We start from the raw sequence: 15243 nt of genomic DNA, 5'->3' as shown, positions 1-15243 counted from the left end.
GCCCGCCCAGCCCGCGGCGACTTCCGCCGCCACCCGCGGCGTGGCGCTCGTGACCGGTGGCGCGCGCCGCCTGGGCCGCGCCATCGCGCTGGAGCTGGCCGCGCAGGGGTGGGACGTGGCCGTGCACTGCCATCGCTCGGTGGACGAAGCCGAAGCCCTGGCCACGCAGATCCGCGCGCTGGGCCGCCGCGCCGCGGTGCTGCGCGCTGACCTGGCCGACGAGGCCGCCACCGGCCGCCTGGTGGCGGACTGTACCGCCGCGCTGGGCGTGCCCACGTGCCTGGTCAACAATGCCTCGCTGTTCCAGTACGACGTCGCCACCAGTTTCTCGTATGCGTCGCTCGATACGCATATGCGTACCAATGTCGCGGCGCCGCTGCTGCTGGCGCGCGAGCTGCACAAGGCGCTGACTACAGCGGCCGGCACCGACAAGGCGGCCGAGCCGCGTGGCGTGGTGATCAACCTGCTCGACCAGAAGCTCGACAACCTGAACCCCGATTTCCTGTCGTACACGCTGTCCAAGGCCGCGCTGCAGACCGCCACGGTGCAGCTGGCGCAGGCGCTGGCGCCGCGCCTGCGCGTGGTTGGCGTGGCACCGGGCATCACGCTGGTATCGGGCGAGCAGTCCGAGCAGAGCTTCCGCCGCGCGCACCGCGTGACGCCGCTGGGCCAGTCGTCGACGCCCGAGGACATCGCCCAGGCCGTCGCCTACCTGGCGCAGGCCCGTGCGGTGACCGGCACCACGCTGTACGTGGATGGCGGGCAGCACCTGATGCCGCTGTCGCGCGACGTGATGTTCCTGACCGAGTAAGCTCAATCCAGCGTATCCGCCGGACGACATACTGAAGTACCGACCGCGAAGTACCGATCGATGTGCCGCACCGCACCCGGTGCGGCTTTCCTTTTTCCTCCCTCCGCAGCCCGCCATGACCATGCTCGCCGCCCTTTCCCACCCCAGCCTGCAAGACTGCCGACGCATGTTCCTGCGCAACTATGAAGTGCAGATCAATATCGGCGTGCACGAATTCGAAAAGAAGGGCGAACAGCGGGTGCTGATCAATATCGACCTGTTCGTGCCGCTGGCACAGAGCACGCCGCAGGCCGACAAGCTTGAAGAAGTGGTCGATTACGACTTCATGCGCAACACCGTGGCCGAGCGCATGGCGCAGGGCCATGTGCACCTGCAGGAAACCTTGTGCGATGACGTCGCGCGCGCGATGCTCAAGCACCCCAAGGTGCGTGCGGTGCGCGTCTCGACCGAGAAGCCCGACGTGTACCCGGACTGCGATTCGGTCGGCGTCGAGGTCTTCCATATCAAGCAGGCCTGACAATCCCACTGGCGCCGGCACCGTGCGGGCGCCTAAAGTAAAATGTTGCCCCTTCGCGCCGCGCCGGCCATTCTATCCGGCGGGCGCCACGCAACAGGATGCTCCATGAGCCACTCGAACAACTTTTATCGCCTCGAGACGAGGCTGCAATCGCAAACCGGCAAGGCCATCGGGGACTTCGGCATGATCGAGGACGGCGACACCGTGCTCGTCTGCATGAGTGGCGGCAAGGACTCGTACACCATGCTGTCGGTCCTGATGGCGCTGCAAAAGCGCGCGCCGATCAAGTTCAAGCTGATCGCGATGAACCTGGACCAGAAGCAGCCTGGCTTCCCGGAACACATCCTGCCCGAGTACCTGAAGTCGGTCGGCGTGGAGCATGTGATCGTCGAGGCGGATACGTACTCGATCGTCAAGGAGAAGGTGCCCGAGGGCAAGACTACCTGCTCGCTGTGCTCGCGCCTGCGCCGCGGCGTGATCTACCGCACCGCCAAGGAGCTGGGCGCCAACAAGATCGCGCTGGGCCACCACCGCGACGATATTGTCCAGACCTTCTTCCTGAACATGTTCTTCGGCGGCAAGATGAAGGCGATGCCGCCCAAGCTGTCGACCGACGACGGCCAGCACATCGTGATCCGGCCGCTGGCGTACTGCTCGGAGAAGGACATCGCGGCCTATGCGCGCGCGATGGAATTCCCGATCATCCCGTGCAACCTGTGCGGCTCGCAGGAAAACCTGCAGCGCAAGAAAGTGAGCGAGATGCTGCAGGAGTGGGAGCGCCAGAATCCGGGTCGGATCGACAATATCTTCTCGGCGCTGCGCAACGTGGTGCCGTCGCACCTGGCGGATACCGAGCTGTTCCCGTTCACGGGTCTTGCGACTGGGCTGGCCAAGGTGGATGAGGCTTCGCTGTTTGGCGAGACCACGTTCCAGCAGCAGCCGCTGGTGTTTGCTGGCAGCGTGGAAGAGAACCGGATGGAGTTCGTGCGGTTTGAGCGGCCGGCTGCGGCGGCGGAGCCGGCGGGTACGCAGTAATCCGGCTGACAGAGTCTCTCCTGCTCGCGGTTTGCTCCCTTCTCCCGCAAGCGGGAGAAGGGAGCACGCAAGCGGTCGTTCAACGCCCTCCCTTAAGCTCTCAGTTCGTCGCCGCCGACTGCACCGGCCCGTGCGCCTTCTCGCGCATCAGCGCATGCGTATCGTCGATCCACTTCTGGAAGCGTTCCTCGGCGTGCGCCCTCTGCTGCGGCGTAGTCATATTGGCGATCGCCACCGTCAGCGCGATGCCGGCGTTGCTGGTGGCGTCGTGACTCACGGCGTGCTTGCCCGGCGGGTTCTGCCAGTAGTTGCGGAAGCGCCGCAGCAGGTCTATCACCTGCGCCTTGGGCGGCTGCGTGGCCTGCACGAAGCGCACCATCTTGAGCCATTCCTGCTGCCGGGCCACGCGCTCGGCGTAGCGCTCCTCGGCGTTCTGCACCACCGGCGCCATCGCGGTGCGGATCGCCTTTTCCTGCTCGTTGGAGAAGTTGCCGTAGACCAGCTTGGCGTAGTCCATCACCTTGTCAAAGCGTGCCGCTTCCCGCTCCGCCGGGTTGGAATTCAGGAATTTCTTGCGGTACTTGGCGTTGCCTTCGGCGAATTTCTTCTCCATGCGGTGGATCTGCTCGGGTGTCAGCATCAGGAGCATGTCGGCCATGTCGGGCATCGCGTATTCGAACGACTGGCGCGCCAGCCGTTGCGAGGCATCCTGGAAGCGCTCGACCATGGCCGGCGTGACCTGCTGGCGCACATCCGCCTTGGCCTGCTGCAGCAAATTGGCGATTTCCGGTAGTTGCGCCTTGCGGTGCCAGGCGAAGAAGCGCGCGATGGCCTCGCGCGTGGGCGGTTCCTGGTCGGGGGTGACATCGACGTAATTGTCGATCCACCAGTACGCAAGCCGGTCGCCCTGCTGGTATCCCAGCTTCATGGCGCTGCACGCGGTCAGTGCGCATAACACCCCGGCGCCCAGCATCGCGAAAATCCGCCGCCTCCAGCGATTGTGAAAATCCGAAACAGCGGCGCCTTGCGCAGAATGCGCCATGTTAAAATCGGCGCGCATCGCCGCGGGGTTGTCCCGATGACCGCCAGCCCAATGCTGGCAAGGGTTTGCGGGATTATGAGCGGGTCGCGCGGCGGCGCTGCGCCAACCCTGGCGGCGCAATTCGCGGAACACCCGGCCGGCGTTTTCCAGAATATTTTTGGACTCACTCACTTAGGGGTCTCCTTGTGAATATCGTCATTCTCGCCGCGGGCATGGGCAAGCGGATGTATTCCGATTTGCCCAAGGTGCTGCACCCGGTAGCCGGGCGGCCCATGCTGGCGCATGTCCTGGATACGGCACGTGCGCTGTCGCCGTCGCGGCTGGTGGTCGTCGTCGGCCATGGCGCCGCGCACGTGCGCGAGGCCGTTGCCGCCGACGATGTCGCATTCGCCGAACAGGCCCAACAACTCGGTACGGGCCATGCGGTGATGCAGGCACTTCCATTGTTGGACGACAGCCAGCCTACATTGGTTCTCTACGGTGATGTACCGCTCACTACCGCCGCCACGCTGCAGGCGCTGGTGGCCGAGGCCGGCACTCAACGTTTCGGTGTGCTGACCGTCGAGATGCCCGACCCGACCGGCTACGGCCGCATCGTGCGCGACGCCGCGGGCAGCATTGTCCGTATCGTCGAGCAAAAGGACGCCAGCGAAGCAGTCAGGGCGATCCGCGAAATCAACACCGGCATTATCGTGTGCCCGACCGGCCACCTGCGCAAATGGCTGTCGACGCTGCGCAACGACAACGCGCAGGGCGAGTACTACCTGACCGACACCGTCGAGCGCGCCGCCGCCGAGGGCGTCGAGATCGTCTCCGCCCAGCCGGCGGCGATCTGGGAGACGCTTGGCGTCAACAGCAAGCTGCAGCTTGCCGAAGTCGAGCGCATCCACCAGGGCAATCAGGCCCGCCGCCTGCTCGAAGCGGGCGTGACGCTGCTGGACCCGGCCCGCATCGACGTGCGCGGCGAGCTGACCTGCGGCCGCGACGTCACCATCGACGTCGGCTGCGTATTCGAGGGCCGCGTGCATCTGGAAGACGGCGCGCGCATCGGCGCCAATTGCGTAATCCGCAACAGCACGGTCGGCGCGGGCGCGCTGGTGCACCCGTTCTGCCATATCGACGAAGCGAAGATCGGCCCGGCCGGCCGCATCGGCCCGTACGCGCGCCTGCGCCCTGGCACCGAACTGGGTGAAGATGTGCATATCGGCAACTTCGTCGAGGTCAAGAACGCACAAGTGGCCGCCCACAGCAAGGCCAACCACCTGGCCTATGTGGGGGATGCCACAGTGGGGTCGCGCGTCAATATTGGCGCGGGTACTATCACCTGCAACTATGACGGTGTGAACAAGCACCGCACGGTGATCGAGGACGATGTCTTTATCGGCTCCGATACGCAGCTGGTGGCGCCGGTGACGGTGCGCCGCGGTGCCACGCTGGGCGCGGGCACCACGCTGACGAAGGAGGCGCCCGCCGACAAGCTGACGCTGTCGCGGGCGAAGCAGCTGACCATCGACGCCTGGCAGCGGCCGCAGCGTGTAGCCAAGCCGCCGAAGAAGTAATCGTCACGCCGCTCGCATGGGCGGGTAGGGAGAGCGCCGCCTCGGCGAGGCGGCGCGACAGGTTTCATACCGGCGCCGGCATGCGGCGCCAGCAACGGGGGTTCACCATGTGTGGCATCGTCGGCGCGGTTTCCACGCGCAATATCGTTCCGGTCCTGATCGAAGGTCTGCGCCGCCTGGAGTACCGCGGCTATGACTCGTGCGGCGTCGCCGTCGTGCGCGACGATACGGTGGAGCGTGCGCGCACCGTGTCGCGCGTGGCCGACCTCGACGCGCAGACCCAGGCCTCGGGCCTGTCGGGCCTGACCGGCGTCGCGCATACGCGCTGGGCCACCCATGGCAAGCCCGATACCGTCAATGCGCACCCGCATATGTCGGGCGAGACCATCGCGCTGGTGCACAACGGCATCATCGAGAACTACGAGCCGCTGCGCGAGGAACTGCGCGCGGTCGGCTACGGCTTCGAGTCGCAGACCGACACCGAAGTGGTCGCCCACCTGATCCACCAGGCCTACACCTATCCCAGCAGCGCCACGCGCGGCGACCTGTTCGCCTCGGTGCGCGCGGTGACCAAGCGCCTGCACGGCGCCTACGCCATCGCGGTGCTCGCCAAGGACCTGCCCGGCGTCGTGGTCGGCGCGCGCGCCGGTTCGCCGCTGGTGGTGGCACTGGGCGAGAACGAAGCCTTCCTCGCCTCCGACGCACTTGCCGTGGCCGGCACCGCCAACCGCATCATCTACCTGGAAGAGGGCGATGTGGTCGAGATCTCGCTGGACGGCGTGGCCATCCACGACGCACACGACCACGCAGTCGAGCGCGAGGCACGCGTGGTCGAAGCCCACGCCGCGTCGGTCGAGCTGGGCCCGTACCGCCACTTCATGCAGAAGGAAATCTTCGAGCAGCCGCGCGCGCTGGGCGACACGCTGGAAGGCATCGAGACCATCTCGCCCGAGCTGTTCGGCCCGGGCGCGGCCGAGGTCTTTGCCGGCATCGACAACATCCTGATCCTGGCCTGCGGCACCAGCTACTACTCGGGCTGCACCGCCAAATACTGGCTGGAAAGCATTGCCAAGATCCCGACGCAGGTCGAGGTGGCCAGCGAATACCGCTACCGCGACACCGTGCCGAACCCGCGCGCGCTGGTGGTGGTGATCTCGCAATCCGGCGAGACCGCCGACACCATGGCCGCGCTGCGCCACGCGCGCGCGCTTGGCCACGTGCATACGCTGGCGGTCTGCAACGTCGCCACCAGTGCGATGGTGCGCGAGACCGAACTGCGCTTCCTGACCCGCGCCGGCACCGAGATCGGCGTGGCCTCGACCAAGGCCTTCACTACGCAGCTTGCCGCGCTGTACATGCTGACGCTGGCGCTGGCCAAGACGCGCGGCCTGCTGACCGAAGAGGCCGAGGCGCGCGACCTGGCCAACCTGCGCCATCTGCCCGCGGCGCTGCACGGCGTGCTGGCGCTGGAGCCACAGATCATCGCCTGGTCGGAAGACTTCGCACGCCGCGAGAACGCGCTGTTCCTGGGCCGCGGCCTGCATTACCCGATCGCGCTGGAAGGCGCGCTCAAGCTGAAGGAAATCTCGTATATCCACGCCGAGGCTTACCCGGCCGGTGAACTGAAGCACGGCCCGCTGGCGCTGGTGACCGAGGCAATGCCGGTGGTCACCGTCGCGCCCAACGACGCGCTGCTGGAGAAGCTCAAGTCCAATATCCAGGAAGTGCGTGCGCGCGGCGGCCGGCTCTATGTGTTTGCCGACAGCGATACGCAGATCCAGTCGTCCGACGGGATCCAGGTGATCCGCATGCCCGAGCACTATGGCGACCTGTCGCCGATCCTGCATGTGGTGCCGCTGCAGCTGCTGGCGTATCACACCGCGTGCGCGCGCGGGACGGATGTCGATAAGCCGCGGAATCTGGCTAAGTCGGTGACGGTGGAATAAGGGCGGCGGAGCCAACCGTTAGCGTTGGAAACAGCGCTTGTTTGCTCCCCTCTCCCGCTTGCGGGAGAGGTGCCGGGGGAGAGGGCAGGAGCGTCAAGGGCTGACGCCCGCGGGTTGAAACCGTTGGCCCCGCTCGATGGGGTTCCTTGCTAGCCCACCCCTCTCCCCAGCCCTCTCCCCCTGAGGACCCTGAGGGGAGAGGGAGAACACCTTGCTTGGGCCAGTTCGGGCGGCTTTGGCGCACTCAACACCGCGCTCCTTGTCCTTTCCATCGGTCCTCAAAACACAATCGCCGCCGTCCCCATCACCGTACTGGTGCTCTTCAACCGGTTCTTGCCCGCCACCGTCGGCACCCAGCGCAGGCTCAGCGACAGCAGGCTCTTGGCGCCAATCTTCGTGTCGTAGGTAACGATCGGCCCCACGGCCCAGTCATGCCCGCGGAAGCCGTTCAGTCGGTCGGCCAGCGGGCCGCTGTCGTCGCCGAGCTGCTGCGTGGTGCCGGCGATCAGGCCCACGCCGGCGCCATTGGCAAAGCGCTTGAGCAGCATCGTGTCCAGCGTGAACAGCGGCGCGTTCTGGTAATCCGTGGCGCTGTTGCGCGTGTAGAACTGGAGCCCGGCCACGGCATCGAACTCCAGCCCGTATTCGGGAAACATCTTGGTGTAGGCCACCTGCGGCACGAAGGTCCAGTTGTTCAGGCTGGGGTTGGCCAGTGCGTTCGGATCGTACTTGCCGGTGGGGGCCCAGATGTTGAGGCTGAGCGCAACGTGCTCGGTCTTGGAGAAGTGGTAGCCGGCGATGGCCGGCGTGAAATAGATATCGAACAGGTTCGACGCGGTGTCCTGCGAACTGCGGGAAAAGGCCCCGGCGCTGACGTTGGCCGTCACCCTGGTCCACACATACGGCAGCGTGAAGCTTGAGGCGAAGTTCCATGCGCCGGGGCCGGTGTCCCAGACCTTCATCACCGTCGCCAGCGTGAACGCGACCTTGCCGTCGATGCCCAGCGACGCCTTGCCGGCAACGGGCACGGTGCGGCTGCCGCTGATCGAGCCATCGAGGTAGAGCTCGCCGATATTGACAGCCAGGATCGGTTCCGGCGCGACGACGCCGGCGTGGGGCATGACGCTGGTGCCGGTGACGGGCCGGCCGAGCGCGCCCTCGGTGGCGTAGGCGCCGGCGGGCGCGCACAGCAGGGCAAGCGCCGACACCAGCCGGCGGGCAGTCTTGGTGGACATGTCAGGGGGCCTCCGAAGCAGCAGCGGGAATGGCGGGCTGCCGGTGTGCCGGCGCGATCGGCCGGTTCGTGCTGGCGACCAACATAGCACGCGAGCCATGGCTGGCGATCTGAAAGGTTTAAGCGGCGCGCTTCGGGATTTTCGTCGGGTTAGCCGGGTTAAGCGCGGCTGCCTGCGTCCGTTTGCGCCAGCACTTCATGGACCAGCGAAACGAACGCGCGCGTGGCCGGCGACGGTGAGTGTCCGGCCAGCGACACGATGCCGTACTGCGCCCGCAGCTCGCTGGGCGGGCGCATCGGCAGCGCTACCGCCGTGCCTTGCGTGCAGGCATCGGCCATCATCGCCGCCGGCACCAGCGCCACGGCGTCGGTCGCCAGCATCAGCGAGCGCAGTGCGTGCATGTCGTTGCAGCTTACGGTCAGCAGGGCAGGGGCGTCTTCGCCGGCGGGGCCGGGCTGCTTGCCCATGGCATCGTGCAACGCTTGCCTGAAGAAATCACGGATATGCGGCGGCAGCCGCGGTCCGGCCACCGGGTAGCCGGTCAGTGCGGCAAGGCTGACTTCGCGCTGTCGCGCCAGCGCATGGGTGCTGCGCACGAAGAAGCCGGTTTCCAGCGCCGGCAGCCGTTCGATCTGCAGATGCGTAAGCGCAGCCAGGCTGCGGCTTTCGCCGACGAAGACATCGAGCCGCTCGGCTTCCAGCGCGCGCAGCATGGTCGGCGTGTCGGCGGTCTCCACATCGATGCGCAGTTGCGGGTAGCGTTGCACCAGCGCCTCCAGCACCGGATCGAGCAGGAACGACGCCGCGAACGGCCCGAAGCCCGCGCGGATCTCGCCGATCTCCACCTGCTCCAGCAACTGCAGGTCGCGGCGCAGTTCGCGGCTCTCGCGCAGCATGCGGCGCGCCCGCTCCAGCACCAGCGCGCCGGCGGCGGTGGGGCGCACCTTGCCGTAGCTCCGGTCGATCAACGGTCCCAGGTCGGCCTCCAGCGCCTGGATGCTGCGCGTCAGTGCCGGCTGCGACAGGTGCAGCGCGGTGGCGGCGCGGGCAAAGCTGCCCTGTTCGACCAGCGTGACGAAGTGATGCAGTTGCCGCATGCCCATAGGCGCCATCGAACTAACCGTTTTTGCATGGAAACCTGAAAAATATTGCATTGGACGTGGTTTCTCAAGCCCGCTACCGTTGTTCTCCAAAACCATAAAGACGACCTGGAGACGACGACATGAACCGACGCGCACTGCTCGCGCTCGCCATCGGCGGGCTGACGCTCAGCCTGGCCTTGCCCGCCGCGGCACAGAACTATCCCGCCAAGCCGATCCGCATCGTGGTGCCCTATGTGGCTGGCGGCGGCACCGACACCATCGCCCGCGCCATGGGCGAGAAGCTCGGCAAGCGGCTGGGCCAGCCGGTGGTGGTGGAGAACAAGGCCGGCGCCTCCGGCATCATCGGCACCGACGCCGTGGCCAAGGCCGCGCCCGATGGCTACACGCTGCTGCTGACGATCACGCAGTCGGTGCTGACCAACCAGTTCCTGTACGAAAAGCTGCCCTACGATCCGCGCAAGGACCTGACCATGATCAGCGTGCTGGCCGATTCGCAACTGGTGCTGGTGGCGCATCCGTCGGTGCCGGCGCGCACCGTGCGCGAACTGGGCGATTACGCGCGCGGCCGCCCGGGCAAGGTCACCTATGCCTCGTGGGGCGTGGGTTCGCTGTCGCACCTGAGCGGCGCCTACCTCAGCAAGCTCACGCGCGGGGAAGCCACGCACGTGCCGTACAAGGGCGAGGCGCCGATGATGCAGGATCTGCTCGGCGGCCAGGTGCAGTTCGGCTTTGCCAGCATCCTGACGGCTAAGCCGTATATCCAGAGCGGCAAGCTCAAGGCGCTGGCGGTGACGGGCACGCAGCGCAGCGGCGTGCTGCCGGAGTTGCCGACCTTCGCCGAATCTGGCATGAACGACGGCGCCTTCAAGACACTGGGCTGGATCAGCCTGATGGCGCCGGTGGGCGTGCCCGCGCCGGTGCTGGCAAAGCTGGAGGCCGAGGTGCGCGCGATCCTGCAGACGCCCGACATGCAGGCGCGGATGACGGCGCTGGGCCTGCGCACGGTGGGCAATTCGCCGGCCGAGGCGCAGGCACTCTATGCGCGCGACTGGCCGGTGCTGAAAACGCTGGTGGCGGATTCGGGTGCGAAGCTGGACTGATTCATTTGCTGGCGGAATACGGATGGCGGGCGGCGCGGTCGAAATCGTGTCCGCCCGCTTTCCATTTGTTCTCATTGCCCCAGGGAACCGAATGAAAACCATTGATATTCGCATCCGCAAAGGCCCGGCGAAAACCAGGAAAACCCGCCAAATTAGCTTGATGTCCGTCTTGGCCGAACTACCATGAAAGCCACGGCAGGATATTCGCTGCGGATTTCCGCGTGCACAAAAACAAGAATGGTTCCAACCGTATCGAGGGGTCGTAAGGGGTTGCCATGAAAAGCGACAAGAAGGTAATCCAGTTGCTCAATGGACAGCTCCGGCATGAGCTGACCGCGATCAACCAGTATTTCCTGCATGCCCGCATGTACCGGCATTGGGGTCTTGGTGCCCTGGGCAAGCATGAATACGAGGAATCGATCGAGGAAATGAAGCACGCCGACAAGCTGATCGAGCGCATCCTGCTGCTCGACGGCCTGCCCAACCTGCAAGACCTCGACAAGCTGCTGATAGGCGAGAACACCGAGGAAATGCTCGGCTGCGACCTCAAGCTCGAACAGGTTTCGCAGGCAAGCTGCAAGGATGCGATCAAGTATTTCGAGTCGGTCGGCGACTATGTGTCGCGCGAGATCGTGGTCGATATCCTGGAAGACACCGAAGAGCATATCGACTGGCTCGAAGCGCAGCTCGAACTGGTGAACAAGGTCGGCCTGCAGAACTATATCCAGTCGGCGATGGGCGGGATCGGCTAGGCGTCGCCGCCTGGCTCGTGCGCCATGCCGGCGCGGTCGCCTGCAAACTTTTCCATTTCCCGCTACACTGCGGCCCGCAACACGCGGCGTCGTTCGGACGCTGTGTCACCGGCGGGGTGGCAGAGTGGTGATGCAACGGCCTGCAAAGCCGTATACGACGGTTCGATTCCGGATCCCCGCCTCCAGTTTTCCATTGCCGGCCCATTGCCGGTGAATGGCCGCCGGACCTGAACGGCGTTTCGCCACTTGCGCAGCGCTGCGCACACCGTGCGCGCCTCCCACGCAACTCTTCTCGTTTTCCCGCATTCCGCGGCGCATGTATCTGTGCCCGCGCCACGCATTTTCCCGATACGTGAAGCCGCTGCCATGCGCGCCTGCGCCAGATTGCTGCAGCGATTTCCGGACACGTGGCATGTGCGCCGGCCTTCGTTTATGGGTTTCATCCCGGATGGAACAATGCGAACGAATCGGGTAGTGTTGCCGGTTCAGGCCGAAAGGTCTGCTCTGCAGCGCGCCGTCTCCCCGGCGGCGCAACCATGCCGGGCTTCCATGGTGTTCCCGTCGCTAAGTGATGTGAAGAAGAGAGGCTCCTGATGATGAAAGACTTGCGAATCCGGGCGGCCATGCCCTCGGACGCGCCAGCCGTGGGCGCGGTGCTCGAGCGCTGCGGCCTGCCGACAGACGATGTGTTCCGGGTGCTGGAACACTTTCATGTCGCCATCCTCGAATCGCAGATCGTCGGCTGCGCCGCCGGCGAGCCGTTCGGCCAGACCGTGGTGATCCGCTCCGTGGCCGTGCTGCCCGAGCATCGCGACCGGGGCGTGGCCACGCACGTGGTGCGCGCCGCGCTGATGCGCGCGCGGGCCAATGGTGCGCGCCGCGCGGTGCTGCTGGCGTCGAGCTGCCCCAGCTATTTCGCCCGCTACGGCTTTACGCTGGTGCCCGCCGCCAAGCTGCCGCAGGAGGTGATGTCCTCCAGCGAATTCCACCGCCATACCGATACGCCGCCGCTGTGCATGTGGTGCGAGCTGAGTTGAGCCCGGACTGATCCGGGCGGTGCGCGCTGAGCCTCAGTGCGCGCCATCCCCGCAGCGGCTGATCTCGACGGTCACGTGCACCAGCTCCTCGTGCACGGACAGCGCCTGGCGCACACGCTGCGGCGTCAGCGCCAGATCATGCGTGATCAGGCAAACGATGCAGGCAAACTTGTCGCGGCCGACGCGCCATACGTGCAGGTCGGTCACGCGGGTGCCTTCTTCACCGCGGGTGTCGTCGTGGTCGAGGCCGGCCAGCACCTCGCGCACTTCTTCCACCACCGGGTGGTCCATCTCGCGGTCCAGCAGCACCGTGCCGCTCTGGCGCAGCAGGCCGATCGCCCACTTGCCTACCAGCGCCGCGCCCACCAGTCCCATCACCGGGTCCAGCCAGGCCCAGCCCAGCCACCAGCCGCCGGCCAGCGCGACGATCGCCAGCACCGAGGTCGCGGCATCGGCCAGCACATGCACATAGGCGGCGCGCAGGTTGATGTCGTGGTGGTGAGGGTGGGGGTCATGTTCGTGGTGATGGTGGCCATGACCGTGATCGTGGCCGTGCCCATGTGAATGCCCGCCAAGGATCAGCGCGCAGCCCAGGTTGACCAGCAGGCCGAGCGCGGTCACCGCCATGGCCTCGCGGTAGTGAATCGCCTGCGGGCTGAACAGCCGCTCGACCGAGCCCGCCGCCATCAGCGCCGCGATGCCGAGCAGGAACACCGCGCTGGCAAAACCGGCCAGCACCTCGATCTTCCAGGTGCCAAAGGCAAAGCGCCAGTCGCCGGCATAGCGGCGCGCGGCGGCGTAGGCAAACGCGGACAGGCCGATGGCGAAAGCGTGCGAGCTCATATGCCAGCCGTCGGCCAGCAGCGCCATCGAGTTGAACCACAGGCCGGCGGCGATCTCCACCACCATGGTGATGGCCGTGATGATCATCACCAGGCGCGTGCCGCGTTCGGCGGCACGGTTGCCGGCATCAAAGGCGTGGCTGTGGGTCCACGCGGACAGATCGTGGGTATGCATTGGCGAATCCTGCGTTGTGCTTGAAGTCAGTCTGTGGCGGCCTGAATGGATGGCGAGGCGTGGCCGCGTCAGGCGCAAGGGTAGCAGAGGCATGGTGCGCCGGCGGGTGCGTCCCTGACGGCATAAGGGCAGTAGCGGCGGTCAGCGATTCATGAATCTCAAGAACGAATGATTGTCGTGGGGCGACATCCTGTCCGTGAATTCGGCGATTACACTGCCTCGCTGGGACCGCTGAACGCCGCGGCCAAAGGAGACAGACGATGTTCGAAGGATTCACGCCGCACCGGGTCGATTGCGGCGACGTGGCCATCCACGCGCTCAGTGGTGGGCAGGGCCCGGGTTTGCTGCTGCTGCACGGCCACCCGCAGACGCATGTGATCTGGCACAAGGTGGCGCCGATGCTGGCACAGCATTTCACCGTGGTCGCCGCTGATTTGCGTGGCTATGGCGACAGCGGCAAGCCCGCCGGCGTGCCTGACCACGCCAATTACAGCAAGCGCACCATGGCCGCCGACCAGCTCGCGGTAATGCGGGCCCTGGGCTTCGAACAATTCAGCGTGCTGGCACATGACCGCGGCGCGCGCGTGGCACACCGGCTGGCGGTGGACCATCCCGAGGCGGTGCGCAAGCTGGTGACGCTGGATATCGCGCCCACGCTGGCCATGTACGCGCAGACCAGCGAGGCCTTTGCCCGCGCCTACTGGCACTGGTTCTTCCTGATCCGCCCGGCGCCGTTCCCCGAAACGCTGATCGAGGCCGATCCCGGGCTCTACCTGCGCCAGACCATGGGCGCACGCAGTGCCGGACTGGCGCCGTTCACCGATGCCGCCATGGCCGAGTACCTGCGCTGCCTGAGCCTGCCCGGCGCCGCGCACGGCCTGTGCGAGGACTACCGCGCCAGCGCCACGATCGACCTCGAACACGACCGCGCCGACCTCGCCGCCGGGCGCATGGTCGAGTGCGAGATGCTGGCGCTGTGGGGCGAGCAGGGCGCGGTCGGCCAGTGCTTCGCGCCGCTGGCAGAGTGGCGCAAGGTGGCGCGCCGGGTGCGCGGCCATGCGCTGCCGGGCGGCCACTACATCGCCGAGGAAATCCCCCAGCGGTTGCTGGACGAGGTACTGCCCTTCCTGCGCGGCTGATGCCGCGGCCGGCTGCCGCCACGCGGCGCAGCCGGTTCCCTGGTCGCGGTTACGCTCCGGGTCGCTGCGAGCGGTGTGCTTCCCACGTTGCGAAATGTCCCCTCACTACCACAGGGAAATTTCCGATGTTGATACATACATTCATGAATGGATGTATGATTCGGGCGAAGAATTCACACCGCCACAACATTTCTGTTGTCGATTCCGACATGAGCTACCGCTTTATTGCCATCTGCATCACCACCTGGGTCGGCGTCTGCGCGACCGCGGGCTGGGTCGTCGAGCGCCTCTGGAGCTGACCGCCCGCCGGGGAGCGGCGCAGGTTAAGCTCCCGCCACAATAAAAACAAGCAGCATCCAATCAGAAGAAGAAGGCTTGCATGCGTACCCTCACCGCCTTGCTCGACCGACCGGCCAGGAAGGCCGGTATTGCCGTGGCCGCGGCATTCACCTTGTGCGGCACCGCCCATGCCGATCCCGCCGTGCACGTCGCCTTCGGGCGCGACCCGGGCCATGGCATCAACAAGTATGAAATCGGCCTGAACTGGGATTCCGGCTTCGCCTGGGGCAATCCGCAGGGCTGGCAGGCCAAGCTGCAGTGGGAAGTCGAACTGGCCGAATGGCACACGCGCAGCGGCACCAACCGGCGCAATATCACCGAACTGGGCTTCTCGCCGATCCTGCGCCTGGAAAAGCGCGGCGGCGCCTGGGTGCCGTTCATGGAGGCGTCGGTCGGCGCGCGCGTACTGAGCCACGCCAGCACATCGGACCAGCACCAGTTCAGCACCGCATTCCAGTTCTCAGACATGATCGGCCTGGGCGTAGCCTTCGGGCCGAAGCAGTCCGCCGAGGCGGGTTTCCGCTTCCAGCACATCTCCAATGGCGGGATCAAGGGGCCGAATCCCGGTTCGAACTTCTATACCGGGTACGTGCGCTATCGCTTCTGAGCCG

General features: G+C 66.2%; 14 protein-coding genes and 1 tRNA gene. 11 read left to right on the top strand and 4 right to left on the bottom strand.

Translation table 11 applies throughout. The annotated features are described in order from the left end of the window. From AB1I47_RS21135 to ttcA, 3 genes are all read left to right on the top strand, one after another. Positions 1-811: SDR family oxidoreductase (locus tag AB1I47_RS21135; RefSeq protein ID WP_354685674.1), on the top strand; the 811-nt coding region annotated here is incomplete at its 5' end. Between the two features lie 115 nt (positions 812-926). Continuing rightward, positions 927-1328, top strand: coding sequence for a dihydroneopterin aldolase (locus AB1I47_RS21130; RefSeq protein ID WP_022533327.1), 402 nt, complete (start codon positions 927-929; stop codon positions 1326-1328). A 105-nt stretch (positions 1329-1433) separates the two neighbouring features. Next, complete coding sequence (gene ttcA, locus AB1I47_RS21125; protein ID WP_354685673.1) at positions 1434-2363, top strand: tRNA 2-thiocytidine(32) synthetase TtcA; 930 nt, start codon at positions 1434-1436, stop codon at positions 2361-2363. 100 nt (positions 2364-2463) lie between these two features. Here the strand turns inward: ttcA and AB1I47_RS21120 are convergent, their stop codons facing one another. Next, entirely contained in the window at positions 2464-3291 is an 828-nt protein-coding gene (locus AB1I47_RS21120; RefSeq protein WP_354685672.1) for a DUF6279 family lipoprotein, read from the bottom strand. Positions 3292-3590: 299 nt separating this feature from the next. Here AB1I47_RS21120 and glmU point away from each other — a divergent pair, with 299 nt between their 5' ends. Both glmU and glmS read left to right on the top strand, forming a co-directional pair. Then, complete coding sequence (glmU, locus tag AB1I47_RS21115) at positions 3591-4964, top strand: bifunctional UDP-N-acetylglucosamine diphosphorylase/glucosamine-1-phosphate N-acetyltransferase GlmU (protein WP_354685671.1); 1374 nt, start codon at positions 3591-3593, stop codon at positions 4962-4964. 107 nt (positions 4965-5071) lie between these two features. Beyond that, positions 5072-6910 (top strand): glutamine--fructose-6-phosphate transaminase (isomerizing), encoded by a 1839-nt coding sequence (gene glmS / locus AB1I47_RS21110; RefSeq protein WP_354685676.1) that lies wholly within the window; start codon positions 5072-5074, stop codon positions 6908-6910. Positions 6911-7188: 278 nt separating this feature from the next. Here the strand turns inward: glmS and AB1I47_RS21105 are convergent, their stop codons facing one another. Beyond that, positions 7189-8145: a SphA family protein gene (locus tag AB1I47_RS21105; RefSeq protein ID WP_354685670.1), complete on the bottom strand. Its 957-nt coding sequence runs from the start codon at positions 8143-8145 to the stop codon at positions 7189-7191. A 158-nt stretch (positions 8146-8303) separates the two neighbouring features. Beyond that, the gene (locus tag AB1I47_RS21100) at positions 8304-9242 is read right to left on the bottom strand and encodes a LysR family transcriptional regulator (protein WP_354685669.1); all 939 of its coding nucleotides are present in this window, start codon (positions 9240-9242) and stop codon (positions 8304-8306) included. Between the two features lie 125 nt (positions 9243-9367). Between AB1I47_RS21100 and AB1I47_RS21095 the strand changes: the two genes are divergently transcribed. From AB1I47_RS21095 to AB1I47_RS21080, 4 genes are all read left to right on the top strand, one after another. Next, positions 9368-10348 (top strand): Bug family tripartite tricarboxylate transporter substrate binding protein, encoded by a 981-nt coding sequence (locus AB1I47_RS21095; RefSeq protein ID WP_354685668.1) that lies wholly within the window; start codon positions 9368-9370, stop codon positions 10346-10348. A gap of 275 nt (positions 10349-10623) precedes the next feature. Then, on the top strand, positions 10624-11100 hold the full coding sequence (gene bfr / locus AB1I47_RS21090) for a bacterioferritin (protein WP_354685667.1): 477 nt from the start codon (positions 10624-10626) through the stop codon (positions 11098-11100). A gap of 110 nt (positions 11101-11210) precedes the next feature. Continuing rightward, positions 11211-11285 (top strand) — tRNA-Cys (locus AB1I47_RS21085). A gap of 408 nt (positions 11286-11693) precedes the next feature. Beyond that, entirely contained in the window at positions 11694-12137 is a 444-nt protein-coding gene (locus tag AB1I47_RS21080) for a GNAT family N-acetyltransferase (RefSeq protein WP_354685666.1), read from the top strand. Between the two features lie 33 nt (positions 12138-12170). On the opposite strand, the gene dmeF is transcribed toward AB1I47_RS21080, so the two are convergent. Then, a complete protein-coding gene (gene dmeF / locus AB1I47_RS21075) occupies positions 12171-13154 on the bottom strand; it encodes a CDF family Co(II)/Ni(II) efflux transporter DmeF (RefSeq protein ID WP_354685665.1) in 984 nt (327 codons plus the stop codon). 260 nt (positions 13155-13414) lie between these two features. Between dmeF and AB1I47_RS21070 the strand changes: the two genes are divergently transcribed. After that, entirely contained in the window at positions 13415-14293 is an 879-nt protein-coding gene (locus tag AB1I47_RS21070; protein ID WP_354685664.1) for an alpha/beta fold hydrolase, read from the top strand. Positions 14294-14672: 379 nt separating this feature from the next. After that, on the top strand, positions 14673-15239 hold the full coding sequence (locus AB1I47_RS21065) for an acyloxyacyl hydrolase (protein WP_354685663.1): 567 nt from the start codon (positions 14673-14675) through the stop codon (positions 15237-15239). Positions 15240-15243 lie beyond the last annotated feature (4 nt).

This window comes from Cupriavidus necator, from assembly GCF_040578825.1.
GTDB lineage: Bacteria > Pseudomonadota > Gammaproteobacteria > Burkholderiales > Burkholderiaceae > Cupriavidus > Cupriavidus necator_E.
This window is presented reverse-complemented; position numbering and strand designations above follow the sequence as displayed.